At 65.1% G+C, this 21,552-nt stretch carries 18 protein-coding genes and 1 pseudogene; 7 read left to right on the plus strand and 12 right to left on the minus strand.

Annotated features, from left to right (window positions below):
* Nucleotides 1-69: 69 nt before the first annotated feature.
* Nucleotides 70-927, minus strand: a pseudogene (locus BLW27_RS17830) (IS110 family RNA-guided transposase); the annotation flags it as partial.
* Here BLW27_RS17830 and BLW27_RS17835 point away from each other — a divergent pair.
* The gene (locus BLW27_RS17835; protein ID WP_089885447.1) at nt 824-2,065 is read left to right on the plus strand and encodes a metallophosphoesterase family protein; all 1,242 of its coding nucleotides are present in this window, start codon (nt 824-826) and stop codon (nt 2,063-2,065) included. The pseudogene BLW27_RS17830 and the gene BLW27_RS17835 overlap by 104 nt on opposite strands.
* Nucleotides 2,065-5,496 (plus strand): YhaN family protein, encoded by a 3,432-nt coding sequence (locus BLW27_RS17840; protein ID WP_089885449.1) that lies wholly within the window; start codon nt 2,065-2,067, stop codon nt 5,494-5,496. Before BLW27_RS17835 ends, BLW27_RS17840 begins: the two co-directional genes overlap by 1 nt.
* 223 nt (nt 5,497-5,719) lie before the next feature.
* Here the strand turns inward: BLW27_RS17840 and BLW27_RS17845 are convergent, their stop codons facing one another.
* Both BLW27_RS17845 and BLW27_RS17850 read right to left on the minus strand, forming a co-directional pair.
* A complete protein-coding gene (locus BLW27_RS17845; protein ID WP_089885452.1) occupies nt 5,720-6,046 on the minus strand; it encodes a YnfA family protein in 327 nt (108 codons plus the stop codon).
* Nucleotides 6,043-6,471 (minus strand): MerR family transcriptional regulator, encoded by a 429-nt coding sequence (locus tag BLW27_RS17850; protein ID WP_089885454.1) that lies wholly within the window; start codon nt 6,469-6,471, stop codon nt 6,043-6,045. The genes BLW27_RS17845 and BLW27_RS17850 overlap by 4 nt, the downstream gene beginning before the upstream one ends.
* A 314-nt stretch (nt 6,472-6,785) precedes the next feature.
* Here BLW27_RS17850 and BLW27_RS17855 point away from each other — a divergent pair, with 314 nt between their 5' ends.
* Nucleotides 6,786-9,098: a heavy metal translocating P-type ATPase gene (locus BLW27_RS17855; RefSeq protein WP_177177977.1), complete on the plus strand. Its 2,313-nt coding sequence runs from the start codon at nt 6,786-6,788 to the stop codon at nt 9,096-9,098.
* Nucleotides 9,095-10,105 carry a sodium:calcium antiporter gene (locus BLW27_RS17860; RefSeq protein WP_089885459.1) on the plus strand — a complete coding sequence of 337 codons (1,011 nt, stop codon included), beginning with the start codon at nt 9,095-9,097 and terminating at the stop codon, nt 10,103-10,105. Before BLW27_RS17855 ends, BLW27_RS17860 begins: the two co-directional genes overlap by 4 nt.
* Before the next feature lie 239 nt (nt 10,106-10,344).
* Here the strand turns inward: BLW27_RS17860 and BLW27_RS17865 are convergent, their stop codons facing one another.
* The 7 genes from BLW27_RS17865 to BLW27_RS17890 all read right to left on the minus strand — a co-directional run bounded on the left by BLW27_RS17865 (nt 10,345) and on the right by BLW27_RS17890 (nt 16,139).
* Complete coding sequence (locus BLW27_RS17865; RefSeq protein ID WP_245710936.1) at nt 10,345-11,727, minus strand: dihydrolipoyl dehydrogenase family protein; 1,383 nt, start codon at nt 11,725-11,727, stop codon at nt 10,345-10,347.
* A gap of 646 nt (nt 11,728-12,373) precedes the next feature.
* Nucleotides 12,374-13,180 (minus strand): glucose 1-dehydrogenase, encoded by an 807-nt coding sequence (locus BLW27_RS17870; protein WP_089885464.1) that lies wholly within the window; start codon nt 13,178-13,180, stop codon nt 12,374-12,376.
* Between the two features lie 258 nt (nt 13,181-13,438).
* The gene (gene merA / locus BLW27_RS17875) at nt 13,439-14,863 is read right to left on the minus strand and encodes a mercury(II) reductase (protein ID WP_089885466.1); all 1,425 of its coding nucleotides are present in this window, start codon (nt 14,861-14,863) and stop codon (nt 13,439-13,441) included.
* A 3-nt stretch (nt 14,864-14,866) separates the two neighbouring features.
* Nucleotides 14,867-15,007, minus strand: a complete 141-nt coding sequence (locus BLW27_RS21340; protein WP_177177978.1) for a hypothetical protein — start codon at nt 15,005-15,007, stop codon at nt 14,867-14,869.
* Complete coding sequence (gene merF / locus BLW27_RS17880; RefSeq protein ID WP_089885469.1) at nt 15,004-15,423, minus strand: mercury resistance system transport protein MerF; 420 nt, start codon at nt 15,421-15,423, stop codon at nt 15,004-15,006. The genes BLW27_RS21340 and merF overlap by 4 nt, the downstream gene beginning before the upstream one ends.
* Entirely contained in the window at nt 15,420-15,737 is a 318-nt protein-coding gene (locus BLW27_RS17885; protein WP_245710937.1) for a heavy-metal-associated domain-containing protein, read from the minus strand. The genes merF and BLW27_RS17885 overlap by 4 nt, the downstream gene beginning before the upstream one ends.
* A 12-nt stretch (nt 15,738-15,749) precedes the next feature.
* A complete protein-coding gene (locus tag BLW27_RS17890) occupies nt 15,750-16,139 on the minus strand; it encodes a mercuric transporter MerT family protein (protein ID WP_089885471.1) in 390 nt (129 codons plus the stop codon).
* 72 nt (nt 16,140-16,211) lie between these two features.
* Between BLW27_RS17890 and BLW27_RS17895 the strand changes: the two genes are divergently transcribed.
* Nucleotides 16,212-16,628 (plus strand): MerR family transcriptional regulator, encoded by a 417-nt coding sequence (locus tag BLW27_RS17895; protein ID WP_177177979.1) that lies wholly within the window; start codon nt 16,212-16,214, stop codon nt 16,626-16,628.
* A 132-nt stretch (nt 16,629-16,760) separates the two neighbouring features.
* Here the strand turns inward: BLW27_RS17895 and BLW27_RS17900 are convergent, their stop codons facing one another.
* Nucleotides 16,761-19,313 (minus strand): NAD-dependent epimerase/dehydratase family protein, encoded by a 2,553-nt coding sequence (locus tag BLW27_RS17900; RefSeq protein ID WP_089885474.1) that lies wholly within the window; start codon nt 19,311-19,313, stop codon nt 16,761-16,763.
* Between the two features lie 256 nt (nt 19,314-19,569).
* A complete protein-coding gene (locus tag BLW27_RS17905; protein ID WP_089885476.1) occupies nt 19,570-20,004 on the minus strand; it encodes a CBS domain-containing protein in 435 nt (144 codons plus the stop codon).
* Nucleotides 20,005-20,164: 160 nt separating this feature from the next.
* On the opposite strand from BLW27_RS17905, the gene BLW27_RS17910 reads away from it, so the two are divergent.
* Nucleotides 20,165-20,506 (plus strand): hypothetical protein, encoded by a 342-nt coding sequence (locus tag BLW27_RS17910; protein ID WP_089885478.1) that lies wholly within the window; start codon nt 20,165-20,167, stop codon nt 20,504-20,506.
* 98 nt (nt 20,507-20,604) lie between these two features.
* Nucleotides 20,605-21,552, plus strand: a complete 948-nt coding sequence (locus tag BLW27_RS17915; protein ID WP_177177980.1) for a WD40/YVTN/BNR-like repeat-containing protein — start codon at nt 20,605-20,607, stop codon at nt 21,550-21,552.

Raw genomic sequence — 21,552 nt, forward strand, 5'->3', positions numbered from 1 at the left:
ACGGCATCATCGGAACCACGTCCCTGCGGGACCTCGAGGGCCTGCGATCAGGCAGGTGACGGGTACTGATCAGGTCGTCGGCGCAGCCTCCATCCGGAAGGTGGTGCCATCGACCCACATGCGATGCAGGATGACAGAGATCCGGCGTGCCAACGCCACCATGGCCCTTCTCCTGCCCCGCCGTTTTGCAACTTGAGCGCCCCAGCTTCTCAGCCATGTCGCTCGGCCCCGGTTCATCATTACGGTTGCGGCCTGGCACAACGCGCGCCTCAAGCCCACGTCCCCGGCCTTGGTTATGCCGCCTGAGACATCACGTTCGCCGGACTGGTTGCGCGACGGCGTCAGGCCGACCCAAGGGCCAACGTTCTTCGAAGAGGTGAAGCGGCCCGGATCGTCGATCGCAGATCGGTAAGTCAGGGCGACAACTGCGCCGACTCCCGGCATCGTCATCAGTCGCATGCAGACCGGGTCGTCCTGCGCCATCTGCCGAACCAGTCTTTCGAGACCTGCCAGTTCCTGGCGCAGCGAAGCCCTTGCCCGCAACATGGGAGCTGTCGCCGTCTCGAGCATGGCATTGCCGTCAGCGAGTTCTTGAATGCGGTGTTCGAACCTTCCTCGGGAGATCGCCCCGACCTTCAAACCAAAGTTCCGCAAGAGCCCGCGCAGTGACATCTCCAGTGCGATCATGTTCTGCTGGATTGCCTTCCGAGCACTCAGGAGGACGCGAACCTCCTGCGCCGAGGCTGACTTGCAGTGGACGGGGCGGAACCAGCCGAGGTGGAGCAGACGCGCAATGCCTTCGGCATCCCGGCGATCCGTCTTGATGGGCATCGCCTTCAAGGCACCCTTCACCTGGCGCGTCTCCATCAGAACGGCATCCAATCCGGCATCAATCAGCCCGCGATGCAACCACTGCGACAAGGGCCCGCGCGCCGCCTTCGAGCGCTTGGTCGTCGTCGCGATCGACGAGAAGGTGGCCGCCCTTCTGATCGCCGGCGATCTCTTCGACGGACAGGTGCGCAGCGCACGGACCGCAGCCTTCCTTGCCGGCCAGCTCTCCCGACTCCGCGAAGCCGGCATCCTTGTTTACCTGATCAAGGGGAACCACGACGCCGAAAGCCCGGTCACCGGTGCGGTCGACATGCCCGACAACGTCCACGTCTTCACCGCCCGCGGCGGAAAGCACCAGTTATCCGATGAAGTCTGGATCCACGGCGTGAGCTTCAAGGACCGTCACGAGCCTAACTCGCTGCTCGACAGGTTCGATGCGCCGGTGGCCGGCGCGATCAACATCGCCATGCTCCATACCTCGCTCGCTGGTGCCCCTGGGCACGATCCTTATGCGCCCTGCACCGTGGCCGAGCTTTCGGCAATGGGCTTCGATTATTGGGCGCTCGGCCATGTCCATCTGCGCCAGATCCACGCGACAACCCCATGGATCGTCATGCCGGGCACGCCTCAGGGCCGCGACATCGGCGAGGCCGGACGCAAGAGCGCGACCATGCTCACGATCCAGGATGGCCGGATCGAGATCGAGGAAGTGCCGACCTCGGGCGTGACCTTCGAGCATCGGACGATCGTACTCGGGGCAGACGTCGAGACCGACGACGAGATCCGCGCGGCAATGCGGGACACGATCATGAATGCCGCGGAGGCCTGCCAGGATCCGGCGGGCGTGATCAGGCTGCACATGACGGGTGCACCCGAGCGCCATTGGCAGATCCTGCGCGATCGCGATGTCTGGACCGAGACTGCACGCGAAATTGCGCGCGAGACCGGCCGGCTCTGGCTCGACAAGCTCGTCCTCGACCTGGCCGCGCCGGACGCGGCACGCGACGCCGGGAGTGCTCTTTCCGAGCTTGGCACGCTGATGGGCGACGTGCGCGGCGAGGAAGCCTTCGCATCCGACACGGAAGCGACCCTCGGCGCGGTCCTGGGCGCCGTCCCGGCCGAAGTTCGCGCCCGTGTGGCTCCGGACGAGGAAGCAGCGCGTGCATTCGCGGCACGCTGCGCGGCAGCTGGCGCAGAGATGGTACGGGCGCGGCTCGGCGGGGTCGGACGCTGATGCGTTTCAGGAAGCTCCAGGTTGAGCGCTTCGGCCATTTCACCGACCGCGAGTTCGATTTCGGCGACGGGTCGCAGGGCGATTTTCATATCATCTACGGCAGCAACGAAGCAGGAAAGACGACGACAATGGAGGCGGCGCTGCGGCTTCTATTCGGCTTCCCCCACAGCGATGCCTACGCGTTCCGCCATGCACTCGCGAACCTCCAGGTCTCGGCCGAGCTCGACATCGACGGCAAGACGGTTCGCTTCACGCGCGTGAAGAAACGCGGCAGCTCCTTGCTGGACGCGACCGGTGCCGCACTTCCCGACACCGCGCTCAACGCGCATCTCGGCGGGCTCACCGAAAAGGACTTCCGGGACCTGCTTTGCCTTGACGACAAGACTATCGAGGAAGGCGGCGAAGCGATCATGCAGGCCAAGGGCGACATCGGCGCCCTGCTCTTCTCGGCTGCTTCAGGGCTGCCCGACCTGACTGCTGCGCTCGACCAGATGCGCAAGGAGCGCGACGATCTGTGGCGCAAGCAGGCGCAGAAGACCCGCATGGCGGAGTTGAAGTCCGAGCTCGCCGAGATCGACCGCGATCTCCGGAACGCCGACGTCACCACGAGCAAGTGGAAGACGCTCAAACAGGAGCAGCAGCGCGCTCTAAAGGCGGAGCAGGACGCGATGGCCGAAAGAAGCGGGCTCGCAAGACGCCTCGGCCGGCTGAAGGCCATGCAGAACGCGATCCCGCTCCTGCGTCGCATCGACAGCCTCGAAGCGGAGCTCGACGAGGTCTCGGATTATCCTGCCGCGCTCGACTTCGACCCCGAAAAACTCGTCGACATGATCTCCGAGGACAACGCCCAGAAACGGGAGATTGAGCGACTGGGCAATCTAATCGACGAAACGGGCCGGACACGGGAGGGGCTATCTCGCAACACCCCGATCCTCCCGCTCTCTGCTGCACTGGATGAATGCCGCACCCTCAAGGAACGGGTCGCAACCGAACAGCACGACATAGAGCGGCGTCGTGCGGAACGTGAGGCCTGCGAGGACCGCATGCGGGCGCTCGTTCGCGACATCGGGCTCCATGAAGACGTGACACTCGAAAGCGTCGTCCTGGCTGCGCACGAGATCAACGCACTGGATGAATGCCTCTCCAGCCTGAAAGACGCGCGCAAGGAGAAAGCCTCCGCTCAACGCGAGTTGGATGGCGCCATAGAGACTGAGGCGCGCGCCCGTAAGGCGGTCCGGCAAGCCGAGGATGCGCTGCCCGCGCAAGAGGCCATCAGCGCGATACTCGAGCGCCATGATGCCTACGCTCTCGGGGTAGAGGCGGCCAAGGCCGACCAGGCGATTGCGGCGGCGCACGATGCGCTCGAGCAAGGCTTGATGGCACTGGGCATCAAGGCGCGGACGATCCAAGACCTGCCTGTCTGTCCGATGAGCGAAGCCGAGGCGCGGCGCGTCGAACAACAGGGCGCGACGTTGGGCAAGACCGTCTCGATCCTTGAAGCGCAAATCGCGGACCTCGAGAAAGATCTTGCGCAATGCCAGGCCCGCGTCGCGGCCCTGCGCAAGCAGGATCATTCCACTGACGACACCACGGCGCGTCAGCTTCGTGCCGATCGGGACGGACACTGGTCCGCGCACAAGATCGCTCTCACAGCCGAGACCGCAGAGCTTTTCGAAAGCGCCATGCGGAGGGTGGACGATGCGCTTGACGCTACTCTGTCGCGCGCACGCGACTTGGCGCAGCTGAGCCAGGCAGAAATTGCGGACGCGGAAACGGCCGCGGCTCTCGATGTCGCTCGAGGGCAACGCGACACTGCTCTCTCGAACCTCCGGGCCCTGCTGGATGACGTGGTCGCACTGGCACGTGCAGCTGGGATTCCCGAGCCCCGGACGATCTCCGATTGGCTCGGCTGGGTCACGAACCATGCGGTGGCGGCCAAGGCTGCAGACGCGTTCCATCAGGTCTCCAGAAAGCAGGCGCCAACGCTCGAGCGGTCCCTGGCGCTTCTGGAGGCGCTGCGGCCGCGGCTGACCGGCGGGAACCTCGACTTGCAGGCCGCCATCGCAAGAGCCCGGGAGATCGCCGAGAACGAGGCCGCGACACGCGCAGCCCATACGACGGCGCAAGCCGAGCTCGCCACGGCCGAAGCGGAAACGAGCCGGCGCCGCGGCATGTACGAGAAGTGTGCTACGGGAGTCGCGAAGGCAAACCGCGCGTGGCGGGAAAAAGTCGTCGCCCGGTTCGGAGACACCGTCGATACAGCGGCGATGGAAAATTCCCTCGGCCTGCTGCGTGAGCTTCGTGAAGAGGGTCAGCGCCGCGCCACGGCGGCGCAGCGTGTCTCGGCCATGGAAAATGACGAGCAAGCTCTGCAGGCCCGGGTGGAGGCGCTCTGCACCGAGTACGCGCAGGAACCTACGGGCTCGCCGCTCTCCACCTTCGATGCACTCGGTGCGGCGGCCAATGCCGCGCACGCTGCGGAGGACGATTACGCGAAGCTCTCGAACATCATCGCGGAGGCCGAGGCGGCGAGGGATGTTGCGCAAGGCAAGCGCCGCGGCTTCGAGGACGATTGCCGGATCATGGCCAGCGCATTCCCGGATCATGTTGCGATCGAGACGCTGGCAGACCTTCGCCGGGAAGCACTTCTCGCTTCGCCGATCATCACGAAACGGCGCGAGCGCGAGCAGGCCGTGGCCGAGTTGCTCCGGCACCTCTCGGTCGAGACTATTGAGGAGGCACGATCAAGCCTCGACGGCGTCGACCCCGCGGATCTCGCGGCCGACATCGAGACCGCGCAGAGTTCGGAAGAGGCGTGCGACGCCGCGGTCTCGAACGCCATCGCGGCGCGCGTTGATGCGGGTCGCGAGGTCTCGAACGTGACCGGATCGGACACGGTCGCCGCGCTCATGGAGCGCAGGAGCGCGGTGGAACTCGAGATGGAGGCAATCGTCGAGCAGTACATGATCCTCGACTCGGGCATCCGCCAAGCCGATGCCGCAATTCGCCGCTACCGCGATGCCCATCGCAGCGGCATGCTCGACACGACGCAGAAGGTCTTCTCCGCGCTGACAAAAGGCGCCTACCCCAGCCTGAGCACGCAGCCGGACGGGGCCATCGAGACCCTGATCGCCATAGATGCCTATGGCGCATCGAAGCGTGCCGACGAAATGTCGAAGGGCACGCGATTCCAGCTCTACCTCGCGCTAAGGGCGGCGGCGTACGAGCAGCTGATCACCCAGGATGTACGCCTGCCATTCCTGTGCGACGATATCTTCGAGACGTTCGACGAAGACAGGACCGAGGCAGCTTGCGTGGTGCTGGACCAAATCGGGCAAGCCGGTCAGGCAATCTATCTCACGCATCACCGCCACGTGGTCGAGATCGCCCAGCGGGTCTGCAAGGTTGAGCCCACGATCCACAGGATCTAACGCAAAACCTACCAAAACCGGCAGAGTTTGGAAGTGGGATTGTGGAGCGCCGAAGCTGCTGATCTTAAACAGACGGCTGCAACGGCTCTAAAACGGCCGTTTTTGGAGGGCAGTCTTATGGCACTCGCAACCCATAGAAGATGAGGGTCCTCTGGTCTGACACCTTTTCTGAAACTTGAATTGCGTCTGGTTCTCGGTGTTCTCAGATTTCAAGAGTTTCCACTCAAGCGCCGCGTGGCGCCGCGAGAATGATCATTGCGCCCGTCAGGCTCACCATCGTCCCAACGAGATCCCATCGATCGGGACGGTGCCCCTCCGCCATCCACATCCAGAGCACCGATGCGGCGATGTAGACGCCGCCATAGGCCGCGAAGGCACGCCCCGCCGTGGACGTTTCGACCTGCGCGAGCAGCCATCCGAACAACGCCAATGAGGCCATGCCGGGCAAGAGCCAAAGCGGCGAGGCGCCGAGCCGCCACCAGGCCCAGACGGCGAAGCATCCCGCGATCTCGGCGATGGCGGCCAGCGGATAGGCGATGACGGCGCTCAAGTGCCGATGCTCTCGTGGTCTGTCAGGCATTCCGAGTGATCGCGCAGCACTTCGAGCACGCGGCAATCCGCCGCTCGCCCGCCGCTGCATTCCTCGATCATGCGTTCCAGCTCCAACCGCAGCAGGTCGAGCCGCGCCATGCGCTGCTCGACCTGCTTGAGCTGGCGCCGGGCAATGGCATCCGCCTCCTCGCAGGACCGGGCGGGATGATCGCTGAGGTCGAGCAGTTCACGGATCGCATCGAGCGAGAAGCCAAGCTGCCGGGCATGACGTATGAAGGACAGGCGGTCGAGCTCGGCATCGCCATAGCGGCGTTGGCCGCCATCGGTCCGCCCCGGTTCGGGCATCAGGCCGACCTGCTCGTAATAGCGGATGGTCTGCACCTTTGTGCCCGTCATCTTCGCCAGATAACCGATCGTCAGCATCGTCGCCCTCCAGACCTATACTCTCCGTAGGTTTGGAGCGGCGGTTTGGCAAGCTGGTGCCGCGAGATCACGGGCCGCTTTGCTGAGTTCACGCGAACGGTCGTCCCACAGATCCCATGACCGCGGTCGGTGTAAGCCCCGGGCTGCTTGGTCAAATCCCGTCACACGCCACCGGTAGCTATCGTTTGCATGGCGATCCTGCTGGGGATCGGCGCTGTGGCATGGCTGAACGAAGCGAGCCAAGGGGCTTGAAGCTACAGCAGCTGTAGGTCGTATATCGGACGCCAAACGGGAATCACGGCGGGGAGAACGCCATGGCGGGCGGCAATATCCGGCAACACGAGTGGCGCGTAACGGGCATGGATTGCGGCTCCTGCGCCGCAAAGGTGCGCGGGGCCGTGGAACGCCTTCCGGGCGTGGCGGGTGTCGATGTCGCCCTGATGACCGAGCGGCTGCGCCTGACCCTCGACGAGGGAAAGACTTTGCCAGTGCAAGTCGAGAAAGCGGTGCGGGCCGTCGGCTTCGGCATCGCGCCAAAGGGTGCGGCGCCGGAAAGGCCCGAAGGCGGCTTTGTCCTGCCGGATGGCGCGTTTCCCGACACGACGCAGGAGGACGACGTCCGCGACGAGACCGTGGCGCGACCGGCCGAGCCCGTCCCTGCATCCTGGTATCAGACGTCGAAGGGACATCTGGTGATCGGCACCGGTGCGCTGCTGGCGGTTGCCGCGGCCTCGCACCTGTTCCTGCCGACCCACATTTCCAAGTGGGCCTTCGTCCTCGCGACGCTCCTTGGTCTCGCACCGGTAGCGCGGCGGGCCATCGCCATGCTCCGGACGGGCATGCCATTCACCATCGAGATGCTCATGACGATTGCCGCCACGGGGGCTCTCGTGATCGGCGAAGCGGAAGAGGCCGCGCTTGTCGTGTTTCTCTTCGCGGTGGGCGAGATGCTCGAAGGTCTCTCCGCCAACAAGGCAAGGGAAGGCATTCGCGCGCTGTCGCGGCTCGTGCCGAAAGTGGCCCTGCTCGAGATCGGAGGACGCACCCGAGAGGTGCCCGCGCAAGCGCTTCGGGTGGGCCAGACCGTGCTGGTCCGCCCAGGAGACCGCGTTCCCTGCGACGGCGAGGTGATCGAAGGGACCTCGGGGGTCGACGAAAGCCCCGTGACCGGCGAGAGCGTGCCGCGCCTCAAGGAGCCGGGCGCGGCGGTCTTTGCCGGGTCGATCAACACCGAAGCCGCCTTGCGCGTGCGAGTGACGAAGGCGGCCCAGGACAACACCATCGCGCGCATCGTGCGTCTCGTTGAGGAAGCCGAAAGCGCGCGGGCGCCGACCGAGCGATTCATCGACCGCTTCAGCCGGGTCTACATGCCCGCCGTGGTGAGCGCGGCCATTCTGGTCGCCCTCGTGCCGCCGCTCGCCTTCGGCGCGGCGTGGCAGGACTGGATCTACCGTGCCCTGGCCCTGTTGCTCATCGGCTGTCCCTGCGCCTTGGTAATCTCGGTGCCGGCCTCGATATCCTCGGCCCTGTCGACCGGGGCGCGCCGGGGCCTGTTGATGAAGGGCGGCGCCGTGATCGAAGCGGTGGCACGCACGACGCATGTCGCCTTTGACAAGACCGGCACGCTCACGCAAGGACGGCCCCGCGTGACGGATGTGATCGCCCTATCCGGGAGCGAGGCGGAGCTGCTGGCGCGCGCGGTCGGTGTCGAAAGCGGTGCCAGCCATCCGCTCGGCCGGGCGATCTGCGCCATGGCCGAGGAGCGAGGCATCGACGCGGCACCAGCCAGTGCCGCCAAGGCGCTTCCTGGCAGAGGTGCCGAGGCCGTTATTGACGGCAGGACGATCTCGGTCGGCTCGCCCCGGCTGGCCGAAGAGCGCGGCGAGATGACCAACGCAGCGCGCGACCGCGTCTCGGCCCTCGAGGCCGAGGGCAAGACGGTGGTGCTCGTGCTTGGCGATACGACGCCGCTGGGGATCATTGCGTTGCGCGACCAGCCGCGGCCCGATGCCGCGCGGGCGGTTGCCGAACTTCAGGGGCTCGGGATCGAGCCAGTTATGCTCACGGGCGACAATCCCCGCACCGCGCAGGCCATCGCGGGCCAACTCGGCATCGCATATCAGGCCGGCCTCATGCCCGAGGACAAGGTCGCCGCCATTCACGGCCTGACCTCCGAGGCGCGAGTGATGATGGTCGGCGACGGCATCAACGATGCGCCGGCGCTCGCGGCCGCGCATGTGGGCGTTGCCATGGGCTCCGGCACCGACGTGGCGCTCGAGACTGCCGATGCCGCGATCCTGCGCGACCGGGTGACAGACGTCGCGGGCACGATCCGGCTCGCGCGCGCGACCATGACAAACATCCGTCAGAACATCATCATCGCTCTCGGTCTGAAGCTGGTCTTTCTCGTGACCACGGTCCTCGGGGTCACCGGTCTGTGGATCGCCATTCTCGCCGATACGGGCGCGACCGTCCTCGTGACGCTGAACGCGCTTCGGCTGCTGTTCTTCCGGCCGGACAAGAAGAGCGTCGTTGTAGACCGTCCTGATCGAGAGACATCCAGAACCGGCGGAACCGCTCGCGGCCCCGAGGGCGTTGCCTCCCGGAAAGCGCAGGACATGGCATGAGCGGCAGTCTTCTGATCTGGATACCGGTATTGTTGGCTGCCGTCTGGGCCGCCCATTGGGGCGCGGAGCATCTGGCGGAGCCTTTGAAGAAGCTGCGCAAGCAATGGGGCTTCTCGGTGGCCGCCGGCGGCGCTTTCGTCGGCCTCGCCGCGGCCTCTCCGGAGATCGGGATCAACACCACCAGCGCCCTGCGCGGTGTCGGCGATATCGGCCTGGGCGCGCTTCTGGGGTCGAACGTGCTCGCCATACCCCTGATGGTGCTGACGGCCTACGCCGCGACGCGCAGGAAGCGCATCGAGGGGCATGACAATCACGCCGCGCATCGGCGGGCGCATCTCCTGGAGGTGGATCGCCGGGCCGTCACGATGCAGGCCCTGCCCTATCTGGGGATCATCGCACTCTTCGCCCTGCTGACGCTGCCTGCGCCTTGGCGTGGCCTCCAGCCCCTCGACGGCTGGCTCTTGCTCCTGGGCTATCTTGCCTATGTCACGCAGGCCCTGCTGCGCGGACGCGGCAACAGCGAAGAGGTCGAGTGGAGTTCAAAGGAGAAGCGGCTGGCGGCGGCCGGTGTCGCGTCCCTGGCCATTGGTGCCTACTTCACCGTCTTTTCCACCGAGAAGATCGTGGCCGCGTTCGGGCTGTCCAAGATCATCGGCGGTCTTTTCATCACTGCTCCCGTGGCGGCACTGCCGGAAATCTTCGCGACTTGGTATGTTGCCCGCAGCGGCCAGGTCACGTCGGGCGTGACCAGCGTCATCGGCGATCATGCCGTGACCATGACCTTGGCCTTCATTCCGCTGACGATCGTCGGGATGACGATCGACGATTTCCAGCTGTTCTGGGTCACGCTGAGCTTCGTGGCCCTGATGCCCGCGCTTTACGCCGCCTTCATCTGGTGGGGGCGCAAGGGCTTCCGGCTCTGGCAGGTCCTCACCCTGCCAGTCGTCTACGCGCTCTACCTTGTCCTTCTGGTGGTCTGGGTGCAGCCCTTCGGCACGGGCGGATGAGGCATTCATCGTCGCAAAAAAAACGAGCGGAGCACCTCGCGGCGCTCCACCTGTCTCGTCAGTAGAAGCCCAAACGGTGTTCTTGACGAGATCCGCAGTCTCCCCTCTTGGCACTTCTTCCTCTTGTCGCAGCAGGAGCAGACCTTGCGATCACCGCCCCGTGGCGCTGAAAAATTAGTCCCACACTCCGTGACCCGCAGAAGCCAGACAGGGACTGCGTTCCCCCACGTTACCTACCTTCACAACATCGACGAGATGTCGGACGCTCCAGTGGGATAGGCGAACATCGTGTCCTTGAGCTGGTCGGCCGTCAGCCCGTGCCGCACGGCAAGGGTAAAGACATTGATGACCTCATCGGCATGCGGTCCCAGCAGGTGCGCGCCCAGAATGCGCTCGCTGCCGTCCTCGGCCAGAACCTTGTAGCCGGAGACGGATTCCGCCTGCTGGCGCGTCGAGAACCAGCCGGGCGTCCGGTCGCACTGCATGCGGAACTTCAACCCCTGCTCCCGGGCCTCGGCCTCGTCGAGCCCCACACGAGCAATCGGCGGCAGGGTGAAGGCGACCGAGGGCACGCCCTTGTAGTTCGGCGTGCTGTGATTGCCCTCAAGCAGGTTCGCCGCAACCACCTTTCCATCATGGTTGGACACGGGAGTCAGTGGCGGACCCATCTGGGCAGTGTCGCCGGCGGCGTAAACGGCCGGGTTCGAGGTGCTTTGCAGGTATTCGTTGAGCGCCAGCTTGCCGTCACGCAGTTCGACGCCAGCCGCTTCAAGAGCAAGCGGCGCGAAATCGGGCTTGCGGCCAGCCGCGTGCACGACGAGATCCGCATCGAAGGTTCTCGATCCCCCTTCGCCGGTGGCGGTGACGCGAAAGGCATCCTCGGTCTTTTCGACGCGCTCGACCTCGGTGCCGGTATGCAGGGTGACGCCGATCTCTTCGTATTTCTCCATCAACCATCCGACCAGATCCGGATCGAACCCCGTCAGCATCCGATCCCCATGCTGGAGGATCGTCACCTCCGCCCCGGCCCGCGCCGCGATGTGGGAAAATTCCGCCGCGATATAGCCTCCACCGACCAGCACGATGCGGCGCGGCAGGCTCTCCATTTCGAGGAAGCGCTCATTGTCGATCAAATGCTCTTCACCGGGAATCCCCAGCTTCATCGCCTCAGAGCCGGTCGCCAGAACGATGTGCTTGGCCTCCAGGGTCTCGCCATCGACCTCCACCGCATTCGGACCGACAAAGCGGGCCCGCCCGTGGAAGGTCGCGATGCCGCTTTCGGAGAAGCTCTTCTCCTTCTTCTCCGGCACCGGGTCAGTGAAGCCGCGCTTGAATTCCAGCAATTCGCGCCAGTCGATCCGCACGTCGCCCTCGACCCCCTTGCCCTGCATTCGCCGGGCATGATCGGAGGCAGAGGTGCCACCGATCAGCATCTTCTTGGGATCGCAGCCGCGCAGGGCACAAGTGCCGCCATAGGGACGGAAATCAGTCACGGCCACGCTTCGGCCAGCGGCGCTGACACGCTTGGCCACGGTGGTCGCGGCGGTGCCGCTTCCGATGACGATGACGTCGTATGTCTTGCTCATTTCAAATCTCCTTTGATCGGGTTTTCCGACTGCCACGCGCGGCCAGCCAGCCCGCGAAAGCCCCGACGCCGACAAGTCCAACAAGCATCGGGGCCATACGGACCATCATGCGGGCTTTCATTCGGGAGCTCGGCCCCATGGCGCATCTATCGCAGCAGTAGTGGTGGCCTTGGTGCACCACCCCAGGAGAGGGGAACCGGCTGCCGCAGCGGGCACATTCTTCAAGCTCATGAGAGCGGATCTCGCCGGACATCATTGCATCCAGCGGAACGCCCTGCCGTCCATTCGATGACACTTTCCGCTCTCCTGTTTCAGGTCGAGATCCAAGAGACCGGGTAGCGCGAGACAGCCCTGCGGCCTCGTTGCCTGGGTCAGGCTGAGCGCTTCGATCCCGCTCCGGTGCGGCCCGCGCTGTCCTGTCGGCGTGGGTCCCCAGAAGCGCGTCGCCGCCGCCAGTCTCGTAGAGATCGAGGTTGATGGCGCTGTTGGTCAGCGGCAGGTCTGTGAAGGCCTGCGGGAAGTTTCCGAGGAAGGCATAGCGTCCAGCAGGCCGACTGCGCACCAAAGCGGGCCGGGCAGAACCAGTCCATCGCACCGTCCCGGCGGTCCAAGACCGCGCCGTGGCAATCGCCGAGGAGAGCGTCGTCCCGCAACGGCAGGTATCCGGCATTGCGGGTAGCCATCAGCCGCCCTCGCGGAAGGCGGGGTAGAGCATCATGCCGCCATCCACGAAGAGCGTCGTCCCGACCACGTAGTCCGACGCGTCCGACGCGAGCCAGACCGCGGCCTCGGCCACATCCTCGGTTTCGCCAACCCGGCCATAAGGGATGAGCTTCAGAAGCTCCTTCCGGGCCTCCTCGTCCTCCCACGCGTCCCGATTGATGGCCGTCTTGATCGCCCCAGGCGCGATGGCGTTGACGCGGATCTTCTCGCAGGCAAGCTCTTGCGCCATCGTCTCCATCAGCAGCTTCACCCCGCCCTTGGCGGTGGCGTAGTTCGCATGGCCCGCCCAAGGTATGGCCTGGTGCACGGAGCTGGTGAAGATGATCTTTCCAAGCGCCGGAGACCGTTCCGGATCGAGACCCTGACGGCGGAAGCGCCGCACCGCCTCCTGGGCGCAGAGGAACTGGCCGGTCAGGTTGACGTCGAGGACCTGGCGCCAGTCTTCGAGGCTCAGTTCGGTGAAGGTGGCGTCGCGCTGGATGCCGGCGTTCGACACGAGGATGTCCACCCCGCCGAACTGCTCATCGGCCGCTTCGAACAGTGTCCCGCAGCCCTCCGGCGTTGAGATGTCGGCCTGCACCGCCTCGGCGCGACCGCCGTTCTTGCGGATTTCACCAACGATGCGATCGGCCGCCTCCTCGTCGGAGCGGAAGTTGACGATGAGCGAGGCGCCCGCCGCGGCGAAGGCCCGCGCAATCCCCTCGCCGATCCCGGAGCTTGCGCCAGTCACGATCGCGCGGGTGTTTTCGAGTGGCAACTGCTGCATGGTATCCTCCATCAGGCCAGGCGGTCGGGGCCGCGAGGTTCGGCGAACAGCCTCACACGGACGCCCAGTGCGAGACGCGATGTCTTCCCTCGAGCCTCCTCGGCAACGCTCAAGGAACGTCAGGACCTCCTCCAACTCTGCATCAAACTACAGACACCCGATGCAGGTTCCACAGGAGCGGACACCGACAATCGACACCGGCATATGGAGCAGTGATCCGGCCCACTGACGCAGGGCGGGCCGGACGAAAGGCAGATCTTACCCGGCACAGCAGCTCAGCATGGCCACATCCTTGTCGAAGGTCTGCGCCGCGAGCTTCAGGCCCTCGACGGTTGTCAGATAGGGAAAGATCGTTTCGCCCAGTTCCTTGGTCGTCATGCCCGCCTTCAGCACCATCACCAGCGTCTGGATGGTGTCGGACCCTTCGGGCGCCACGATCTGTCCACCGAGCAGCCGGTCCGTCTCCCGGTCGGCCACGAGCTTGATGAGCCCTCGCGTGTCGCGCGCTGCCTGAGCCCGGGGCACCTGGTCGAGCGACAGCACCGAGGTCTTCACATCGTGTCCGGCATCGCGCGCCTGTTGCTCGCTCAGACCGACTCCCGCCACCTGCGGATCGGAAAAGACCACCCAGGGCATCGTGCTGTTGTCATATCGCTCTTCGGCATCCGCCACGGCGTTGCGTGCCGCGATCTTGGCGCCGTAGGCTGCCATGTAGACGAACTGGTCGCGGTCGGTCACATCACCGGCGGCATAGATGCCAGGGCGCGAGGTCTGCATATCCTGTCCCACGACGATCCCGCCGCGACTGTCGGTCTGCACATCCGCCTCCTGGAGGCCGAGATCTTCGGAATTGGCACGCCGACCGGCTGTCACGACGATCCGCTCGGCGGTGACGTCCTTCGCAGTGCCCTCCTGCGTGATCTTCAAGGTGACGCCATCTTCCGACGCAGCAACGCTGTCATATTGCAGACCGGTCAGCAGCGTGATGCCCTCGGCTTCGAAAGCCTCGGTCAGGGCGTCGGACACCTCGGGCTCTGCGCCGGGCAGCAGGCGGGAGCGTGCCACGAGGGTTACCTTGACCCCCATCCGCGCCATCATCTGCGCCAGCTCCGCACCGATATAGCCAGCCCCGACGAAGATCAGGCTCTCGGGCAGGGTCTCCAGCTCCAGAAGTGATTGGCTGTCGAGCGGTTCGACATCCTCGATCCCGCGGATCGCCGGGACAAGCGACCGGCTGCCCGTAGCAATCAGCGTTCTGGGCGCGGTAATCGTGCGATCTCCGATCTGAACACCGCCCTCGACCAACGTCGCGGGGCCTTCCTCGATGTAATCGACCCCCTCATAGTTGGGCAGCAGGTCGGCGTATTTCTTCTGACGCAAAGTCGCGACAAGGTCGTCTTTGCCGGCGACGAGCCGGGACCAGTCATCGACCTGCGCAGCACCTGACAGGCCGGGAAAGCGCGCAGCCGCGCTCGCGCCGTGTAGCGCCTCGGCCGCACGGATCATGGCCTTCGACGGCACGCAGCCAAAGTTGACGCAGGTCCCTCCGATCGTCCCGTGGCCCACGAGCGCGACGCGCTTGCCAGCCTCGGCGGCGGTGATCGAGGCGGAGAACCCGGCGGAGCCGGCGCCCACCACAATGAGGTCGTATGCCTTGTTTTCGTTCGAGCAGCAGTCATTCATGGTTCAGGTCACTTTCGTCGTCGGATCGGTCTTCGGCTTGGCGAGGACCAGGTAGAGAATGGCGCCGATCGCCAGCACAGGCGTGGCCATCGAGAACAGGCCCGTGAAAAGGCCGATGGGAGAACAGCAGGCAGCCGCCATCATGATCGGACCTCCCTGGACTTGCGGTTGAGAAAGAGAGCGTAGGCACCGGTCAGCGCCGCGGTGAGGAGCGTGAGGGACAGCGCCCCGCGAAACTCCAGAACGATGATCAAGACCGAGAGCAGCACCGCAATGAGCGCGGCCCAGATCTTGGGGGACGGCCCGGGCCGTCCGGCACGCAGCCACAAAGCCTGCGCGACCACCGCGAGGCTGACGAACAGCAGCGGGAACAGCGCGTAGTCGAGCCACCCCGTCACCGCCGACAGGCCTGCGCCAGCCAGCGCCAGGACAAGGAGTGGCGTGAAGCAGCATATCGCCGCGAATATTGCGCCGCCGAGGCCACCCTTCAGCAGGCGGTTCGCCTCGGCCTTGTCCGGCTGCTCTCTCGGTTGATCGAGATGATCGAGACCCCGCTTCACGAACCCTCGCCACTCACCGGGTCTTCCAGAAGCGCCGCCGGGTAGCCGTTCTCTTCGACCGCCGCGATGAGGGCGTCAGTGGAGGTGACTTCGTCGTCGAAACGGACCGTATAGAGCCCCTCGCTCGGGTCTTCGCCCTCGGCGAAGTTCTCGATCACCACGCTCTCTACGGATTTCAGCGAGTTGCCGACGATGAACGAGCACGAGGGACACGTCAGTCCCCCGACCTCGAGGCGGACGACCTGTTCGGCGGCAAAGGCAGGGGCGGCGAAAAGCGCGGACAGCGCCAGGGCGCCGGAAAGGATGTTTCTCATGTCAGTGTGCTTTCAGAACGAGAGGATGTAGGGGGAGGCGTAGGGAAACAGCATGGCGATGAGGATCACTGCCGCCGCTATCCAGAGAACGGAGCGCATCGCGGTGCGGTTCATCGGGCGGGCACAGGTGCCATCGGCGCAGCGGACAGGCCGATAAGCCTTGTAGAAGCCGTAACCCAGGAACGCGGCGGCGATGCCGAAGGTATACCACTTGTAGGCATAGAGGGCGCCCATCTGGGCGATGAAAACCCCGCTGACCCCGAAGCTGACAAGCACCAGCGGCAGAATACAGCAGGATGTCATGGCCAGTGCACCGAGCGCCGCCAACGCGGTGGCCGTCCAGCCGCGGCCTTCCGGGACGTCTGACGCGTCCCTCGGCAATGCAGAATCCGTGGTGTCCATGCATGGTCTCCTTGCGATCATCTGCAAGGAGGCCTAAGGTCTGTAGCTGATACAGGCTCAAGGACTTTCCGAATGGGAAAAGATCACCCTTCCGTGAAGCCGATGCAGCGAGCCGCCCTTGCCCGGGCCACCGGATGCAACCTTGAGACCATTCGCTACTACGAGACGGTCGGCGTCATGCCCGATCCGCCCCGGGACCCGAACGGTTACCGCAGCTACGGTGAGGATCATGTGCGCCGATTGCGCTTCGTCATGCGCGCGCGTGATCTCGGATTTTCTCTTGAGGAGATCAGAGGGTTGCTCAGCCTCGTCGACAGCCACGACCAGACTTGCGCCGAGGTGAAGGAAATCGCCACGGCCCATCTCAAGGATGTGCAGGACAAGATCGTCGATCTGCAACGGATCGAAAGAGCATTGAGCGACACGGTGGCGCAATGCAGCGGAAGCGAGGTTCCGGAGTGCCCCGTGCTGGACGCCCTGCTGGACTGAGCGCCGGCTACTCCTGCGCGGTCGCCTCACAAACACGGCTGCCAACAGACTCAACGCCGACCCAAGCGCTGAGATATCCGCTTCGTCAACTCGACCGCATCTCGAGCCGGCGCACAGAGATCGCCGGAAATGTCAGACCACGTATCGGTCCCAGCTGCCGTAATGCTCCGCGCTACGCCGACCCCGAGGCAGACTAAGAATGATCAGTGCCAAGCCGGCCAAGATGCCAACGAGGCTTCCCGGAACCGTGCCGCCACCCAGAAGCCAGGGCGCGATCACGAGCCACAGTCCGAACCCCAGATTGAGGAAGCGCAACGGGCGCGCGACCTCGGCCCATGCGATCACGGCGGTCGTGAGCACCAACGCGCCTACCAGGTGATCACTGCCCGCCAAGGGCATCTCGTTGCCGAAGATGGCGCGTGACAGCATCAGGAAGGCGCCGAGGGCGGCGCTGAGGCCAAGGGTCCATGGGACGGTAACACCGCGCGCGCTTTGCCGAAGCAGCTTCGTAGGCACGGCATCGAAGCTCATCGAACCTCCGCTTGTCGACCCCGGCAACGCATCGCCTCGGAAGAATGCGCGCCAGAAGGGGCGGCCGCGCCGCGTATTCCAGATCATGAACTGGATCATTGCCACGATCTCGTCGAGCGAGAACGGGATCATGATCAGCATCGCTGCCGCCGCCAACAGGCAGATCGTGCAATAGGTGCCAATCGTGATCGGCTGAATGATGATGAAGTAGATGCTCACGATCCCCAGTGGACCGACGACGATGCCGAAGAGCGCGACCATCCATGGCATCGTGCGCCACCGCTTTCGACTGCCCATCACCCCCATCAGGATTTCGAACATGTAGCTCATGGCGCCCAGCCCCCCGTCGGCCACCGGCCAAGCCTTGGAGACGTCGGAGGTGACGATATATTCGCTGCCGTTCAGAGCCGAAGGAGAGGAGAAGAATGGCTCCCAGATGCCGTCGACATGACCCAGCTGGTAGGCCGACAGGATGCGCGACAGAAGGAAGCCCACCACTCCGAGCGCGATGATCGGCAGTCGTTGCACGTAGGTGGACGGACAGTATGTCCAGCCTGGCGGTATATCGCCTTCATCCATCATGCCCTCGCGCGACATGCCGGGCATCATCGGGATCAGGATGGTCAGCGCGATGACGAGCGCGCCGATCAACGTGTCGTTCGCATAAACCGCCGGGTCCGGCGTCCAGAAGACCAAAGGCGCCGTCAACAGCCAGACCCCCAGCGCGGCGTTGGCCCATTGCGCCCAACCGTTGCCAGGCCGCATCGAGATCAGCGCCAGGGCAGTGATCGCCAGTCCTGTGAAAACGTCATTCCAGGCCGTCAACCAGCTGCGCGTTGCCGCGGCCCAAAGCCCACGATCTTCGGTGACACGCTGCACGGCGGCGCTGAACTCGGTTTGGTCGAAGGTGCCGAAAACGGAAGGCGCAGTGGCCAGCCAAAGACCCAGCCCGGCCACCAGCCAATGCACCCAGAGCATCTGGAAATGCATCATCCGCATGTGGTTGTCGTGCTCGCGTGCGGCCGAGTCCGCTTCGGCGGGGCTGTCGTCCTCGCCGTGCTGCTCGGCATTCGCCTGCACGACCTTGGTCGCGGAAACCCGCGCGGCATTCAGCCCGTTTTCCGAATACCAGTGATAGGGATCATCCTTCAGATTTCGCAGGATGCGCGGCATGTCTTCCCGCAGGCCGTGCTGCGGCTGCCAGCCCAACTGCTCCCGGGCGGTCGAAAGGTCCAGCTCGTAGTGATCGGAGGATATGTCCACCATCCAGGCTCGGATAAAGGCGTCCTCGCCGAAGATCCGGTTCTCACCCCAAGCGCCGATCTTGGCGAGTTTCGGCGGGATGTTCCAGGTGATCCAATCCTCTCCATGCAACTCGTGCCCGATCAGGCGCTGCAACTCTCCGAAGGGAATGGGTTCGGCTTCGCCCAACAGAACCGGAAGCACATCCGGGAGATCCATCCGACGATCCACGATGCATTCGATCGCATCCAGCAGGTCTTCGAGATGCAGAAAGGCCTGTCCGCGTGACAGATCGCCCGGGTAGACTTTGCCGCTGAAGCGCTTCTCGTAAATGCGCGCGATCTGGTGAGCAAGGAACGTGGAATGCCCCTGGTCATCGTAGATGCCGGCAGGGCGCATCAGGACAAGCTTTTCTTCGCCCTTCTCCTGTCTTAACATCGCCTCGGTGCGCACCTTCGAGGCACGGTAGGGAAGCTTCGCATCGAACGGCGCGTCTTCATCGATTGGCTGCCCCGGCGAAGTCGGCGCATGCGCGAGCATGGTGGAGGCAAAGACGAACTGCTCGAGCTGGAACTCCTGCAACCCCTTCAGCAGCCGCTTCGTCCCTTCCACCGTCACGGCGTCATATGCGGGATTGTCCTCGCCCGTCAGATCGAAATAGGCCGCGAGGTGAATACACGCGGCAATGCGATCGCCATAGGCAAGCCGCACCCTCGCCAGAGCTTTGTCTACGCTTTGCTGATCGGTGATATCGAAACAGACACATTCCGCTTGGTGAGGCGGGTGTGGTGGCGAATGGCGATCAAGCCCGACAACGCGGTAACTCTGATGCAGGCGTCGCACGACCGCTCCGCCAAGATAGCCGCTGGAGCCGGTGACGAGGACGACGGGTTTGTCCGGTGTCTCCGTCATTCATTCCTCACCTATTTCCGCAGATACTTCACCAGCGCGAGGATCGCGAGGATCACCAGCACAAGGATCACCAGCCACCAGATCCCCATGCCGAACATCATTCCGCCGTCCATCATCTACGTCTCCCTGTGCTGTGGCCGCACCGATACTCGTAAGGGCCTTCTGTCCCTCAACTTTCGGCATGGACGATGGGTCCGGACATCGCCGCCGAGACAGAAAAAAGGGCGGAGCGCCTCGCAGCGCTCCGCCCCTCTCGTCAGCAGCAGCCCGAACGGCCTTCCGGCTGCGAGACTTTCTGGACGAGATCCGCAGTTTCCGCGCCCTGCGCCTCACGCGCCACGTCGGCCTGCGCCACCATCCCGCAGCATTTGCCCTCGCCATCGGTCACGACGGCGCGGCGCACCTGGCGCTCTTCCATCTTGTTGCAGCAGGAGGAGACGTCCTCCTCCGGCGAGGTGGTCAGCACATCCGTCGACATGACCTCGGAGACGGCCGTATCGCCGGACTTGCCTTCGGCCACGCCGCCGCAGCAGATGTCGCGATCCGTCACGATGCCCATCGGCTCGCCCGCGTCGTTGAGCACCGGAAGCGCCCCGATGGAGCGTTCGGCCATCAGCTTCGCGGCTTCCTGGATGGTGGTGTTCCCGCCGCAACAGACGGGATCGCTGGTCATGATGTCCTGAACTTGCATGCTTCGCTCCTCTGTTGAGTGCGGGATGAAAACGAACAGACCCATGGCCGCGTTCCCGCCTCGCGCGCGCTTCGGCGACGATCCGCAAGGTGACGGTTTCGTGAGCGAATTTCCCCCTCGCCCGGTAGACAGGCGGCGCGTCCGTTCTTAGATCGTTGCCATGCGCCTCTGGGTTCGCCTTGCCACGTTCTGCCTGTCGCTGACCCTTCTGGTCGGCGTGCTGGTGCATGACGTTGCCGGCGCCCGGATGTCGATCGACATGGCGGCGTCCAGCACCGTGGAACAGCAGGACGATCTCTGCTCGGCCTGTGCGCAGGATGCGAGCGAACAGGTGGTCTGTGACCTCGACTGCACTGCGCCGCTGCTGTCCACGGAGACGTTTATGGCAGCGCTGCCGCAGGCTGTCGCCGCGACCGCTCTCGGTTGGCCCGCGGACGCGGCGGTGCGAACACGCCAGCCGGGCTTCGACCCCGCACCCCCACGAGCCACCATCCTGAGCTGACCGGCCGCACCGCGCAGGTGACGGCCCGGTTTCGTCATGCCCGCCCGATTTCGGCAGGCGGACGCTGAACCGACCTTCTCCTTCTCGGGATATCCTCCATGACCACTCATTTCGCACGTGCGCTGTCGCGCCGTCGCGTCCTGTCCTCCGGCCTTGCCGCGATGGGCATGACGATGCTCGCCCCGGGCCTCGCCCGCTCGGCCCCCCGGAGTGCCCCTTCGGACGCCGTCACTACCTTGGCCTTCGACGGCACTGCCCTCCTTGCCGCCACGCCGGATGGCCTGCTGCGCCACGAGGGCGATGCGTGGACCCGGCTCGACGCTCCGGCGGGACCCTCCGCCCTCGCCACGCATCCCGACCGCCCGGGCACGATCCTCGCCGGATGGCGCGACGGCGCCCTGCGCCGCAGCCATGACGGCGGCCAAAGCTGGGTCCCCGCCGATGCCGGGCTGCCCGGCGCGGCGATCCTTTCGATCGCTGTGGCCGCGCAGGCGCCCGACACCATCTATGCCGCTCTCGAAGGCGACGGGCTCTGGCGCAGCGAGGATGGTGGCGAGACGTGGGCCTTCGTGATGGACCGCCCCTATCTCGGCGGCGAAGAGCATGACGTGCTCAGCCTCGTCTCCGTGGCGCACGAAACCGGCATGGGTGGCATCTGGCTCTATGCCGGCACGCGGACCGGGCTGACGCGGGTGCCCGACTGCTTCTGCCGCTGGCAGGACGTGGTCGCAGGCGACGCGCTGGACGCGCTCGTGGCGGGAGACGCCCCCGCGGCGGTGGCCGCGCTACCCGAAGGCGAGCCAATCGAGATCCTCGCCCTTGCCCCCGACGCACCCCAGCGCCTTCTCGCGGCGCTGCCCTCCGGGCTGTGGCTGTCGACGGATGCGGGGGTGAACTGGGAGCAGAGCGCCTCCGACCCCATCAGCGCCCTCGCCGTCGACCCCGCCGATCCGCTCCACGTGATCTCCGCCGGTGCCGCCGGTCTGCGCGTCTCGCGCGACGGCGGCACCAACTGGTCCCCTTTCGATCTGTCCAAGGATAGCTGA

The sequence above is a fragment of the Citreimonas salinaria genome (assembly GCF_900107235.1).
Lineage (GTDB): Bacteria > Pseudomonadota > Alphaproteobacteria > Rhodobacterales > Rhodobacteraceae > Citreimonas > Citreimonas salinaria.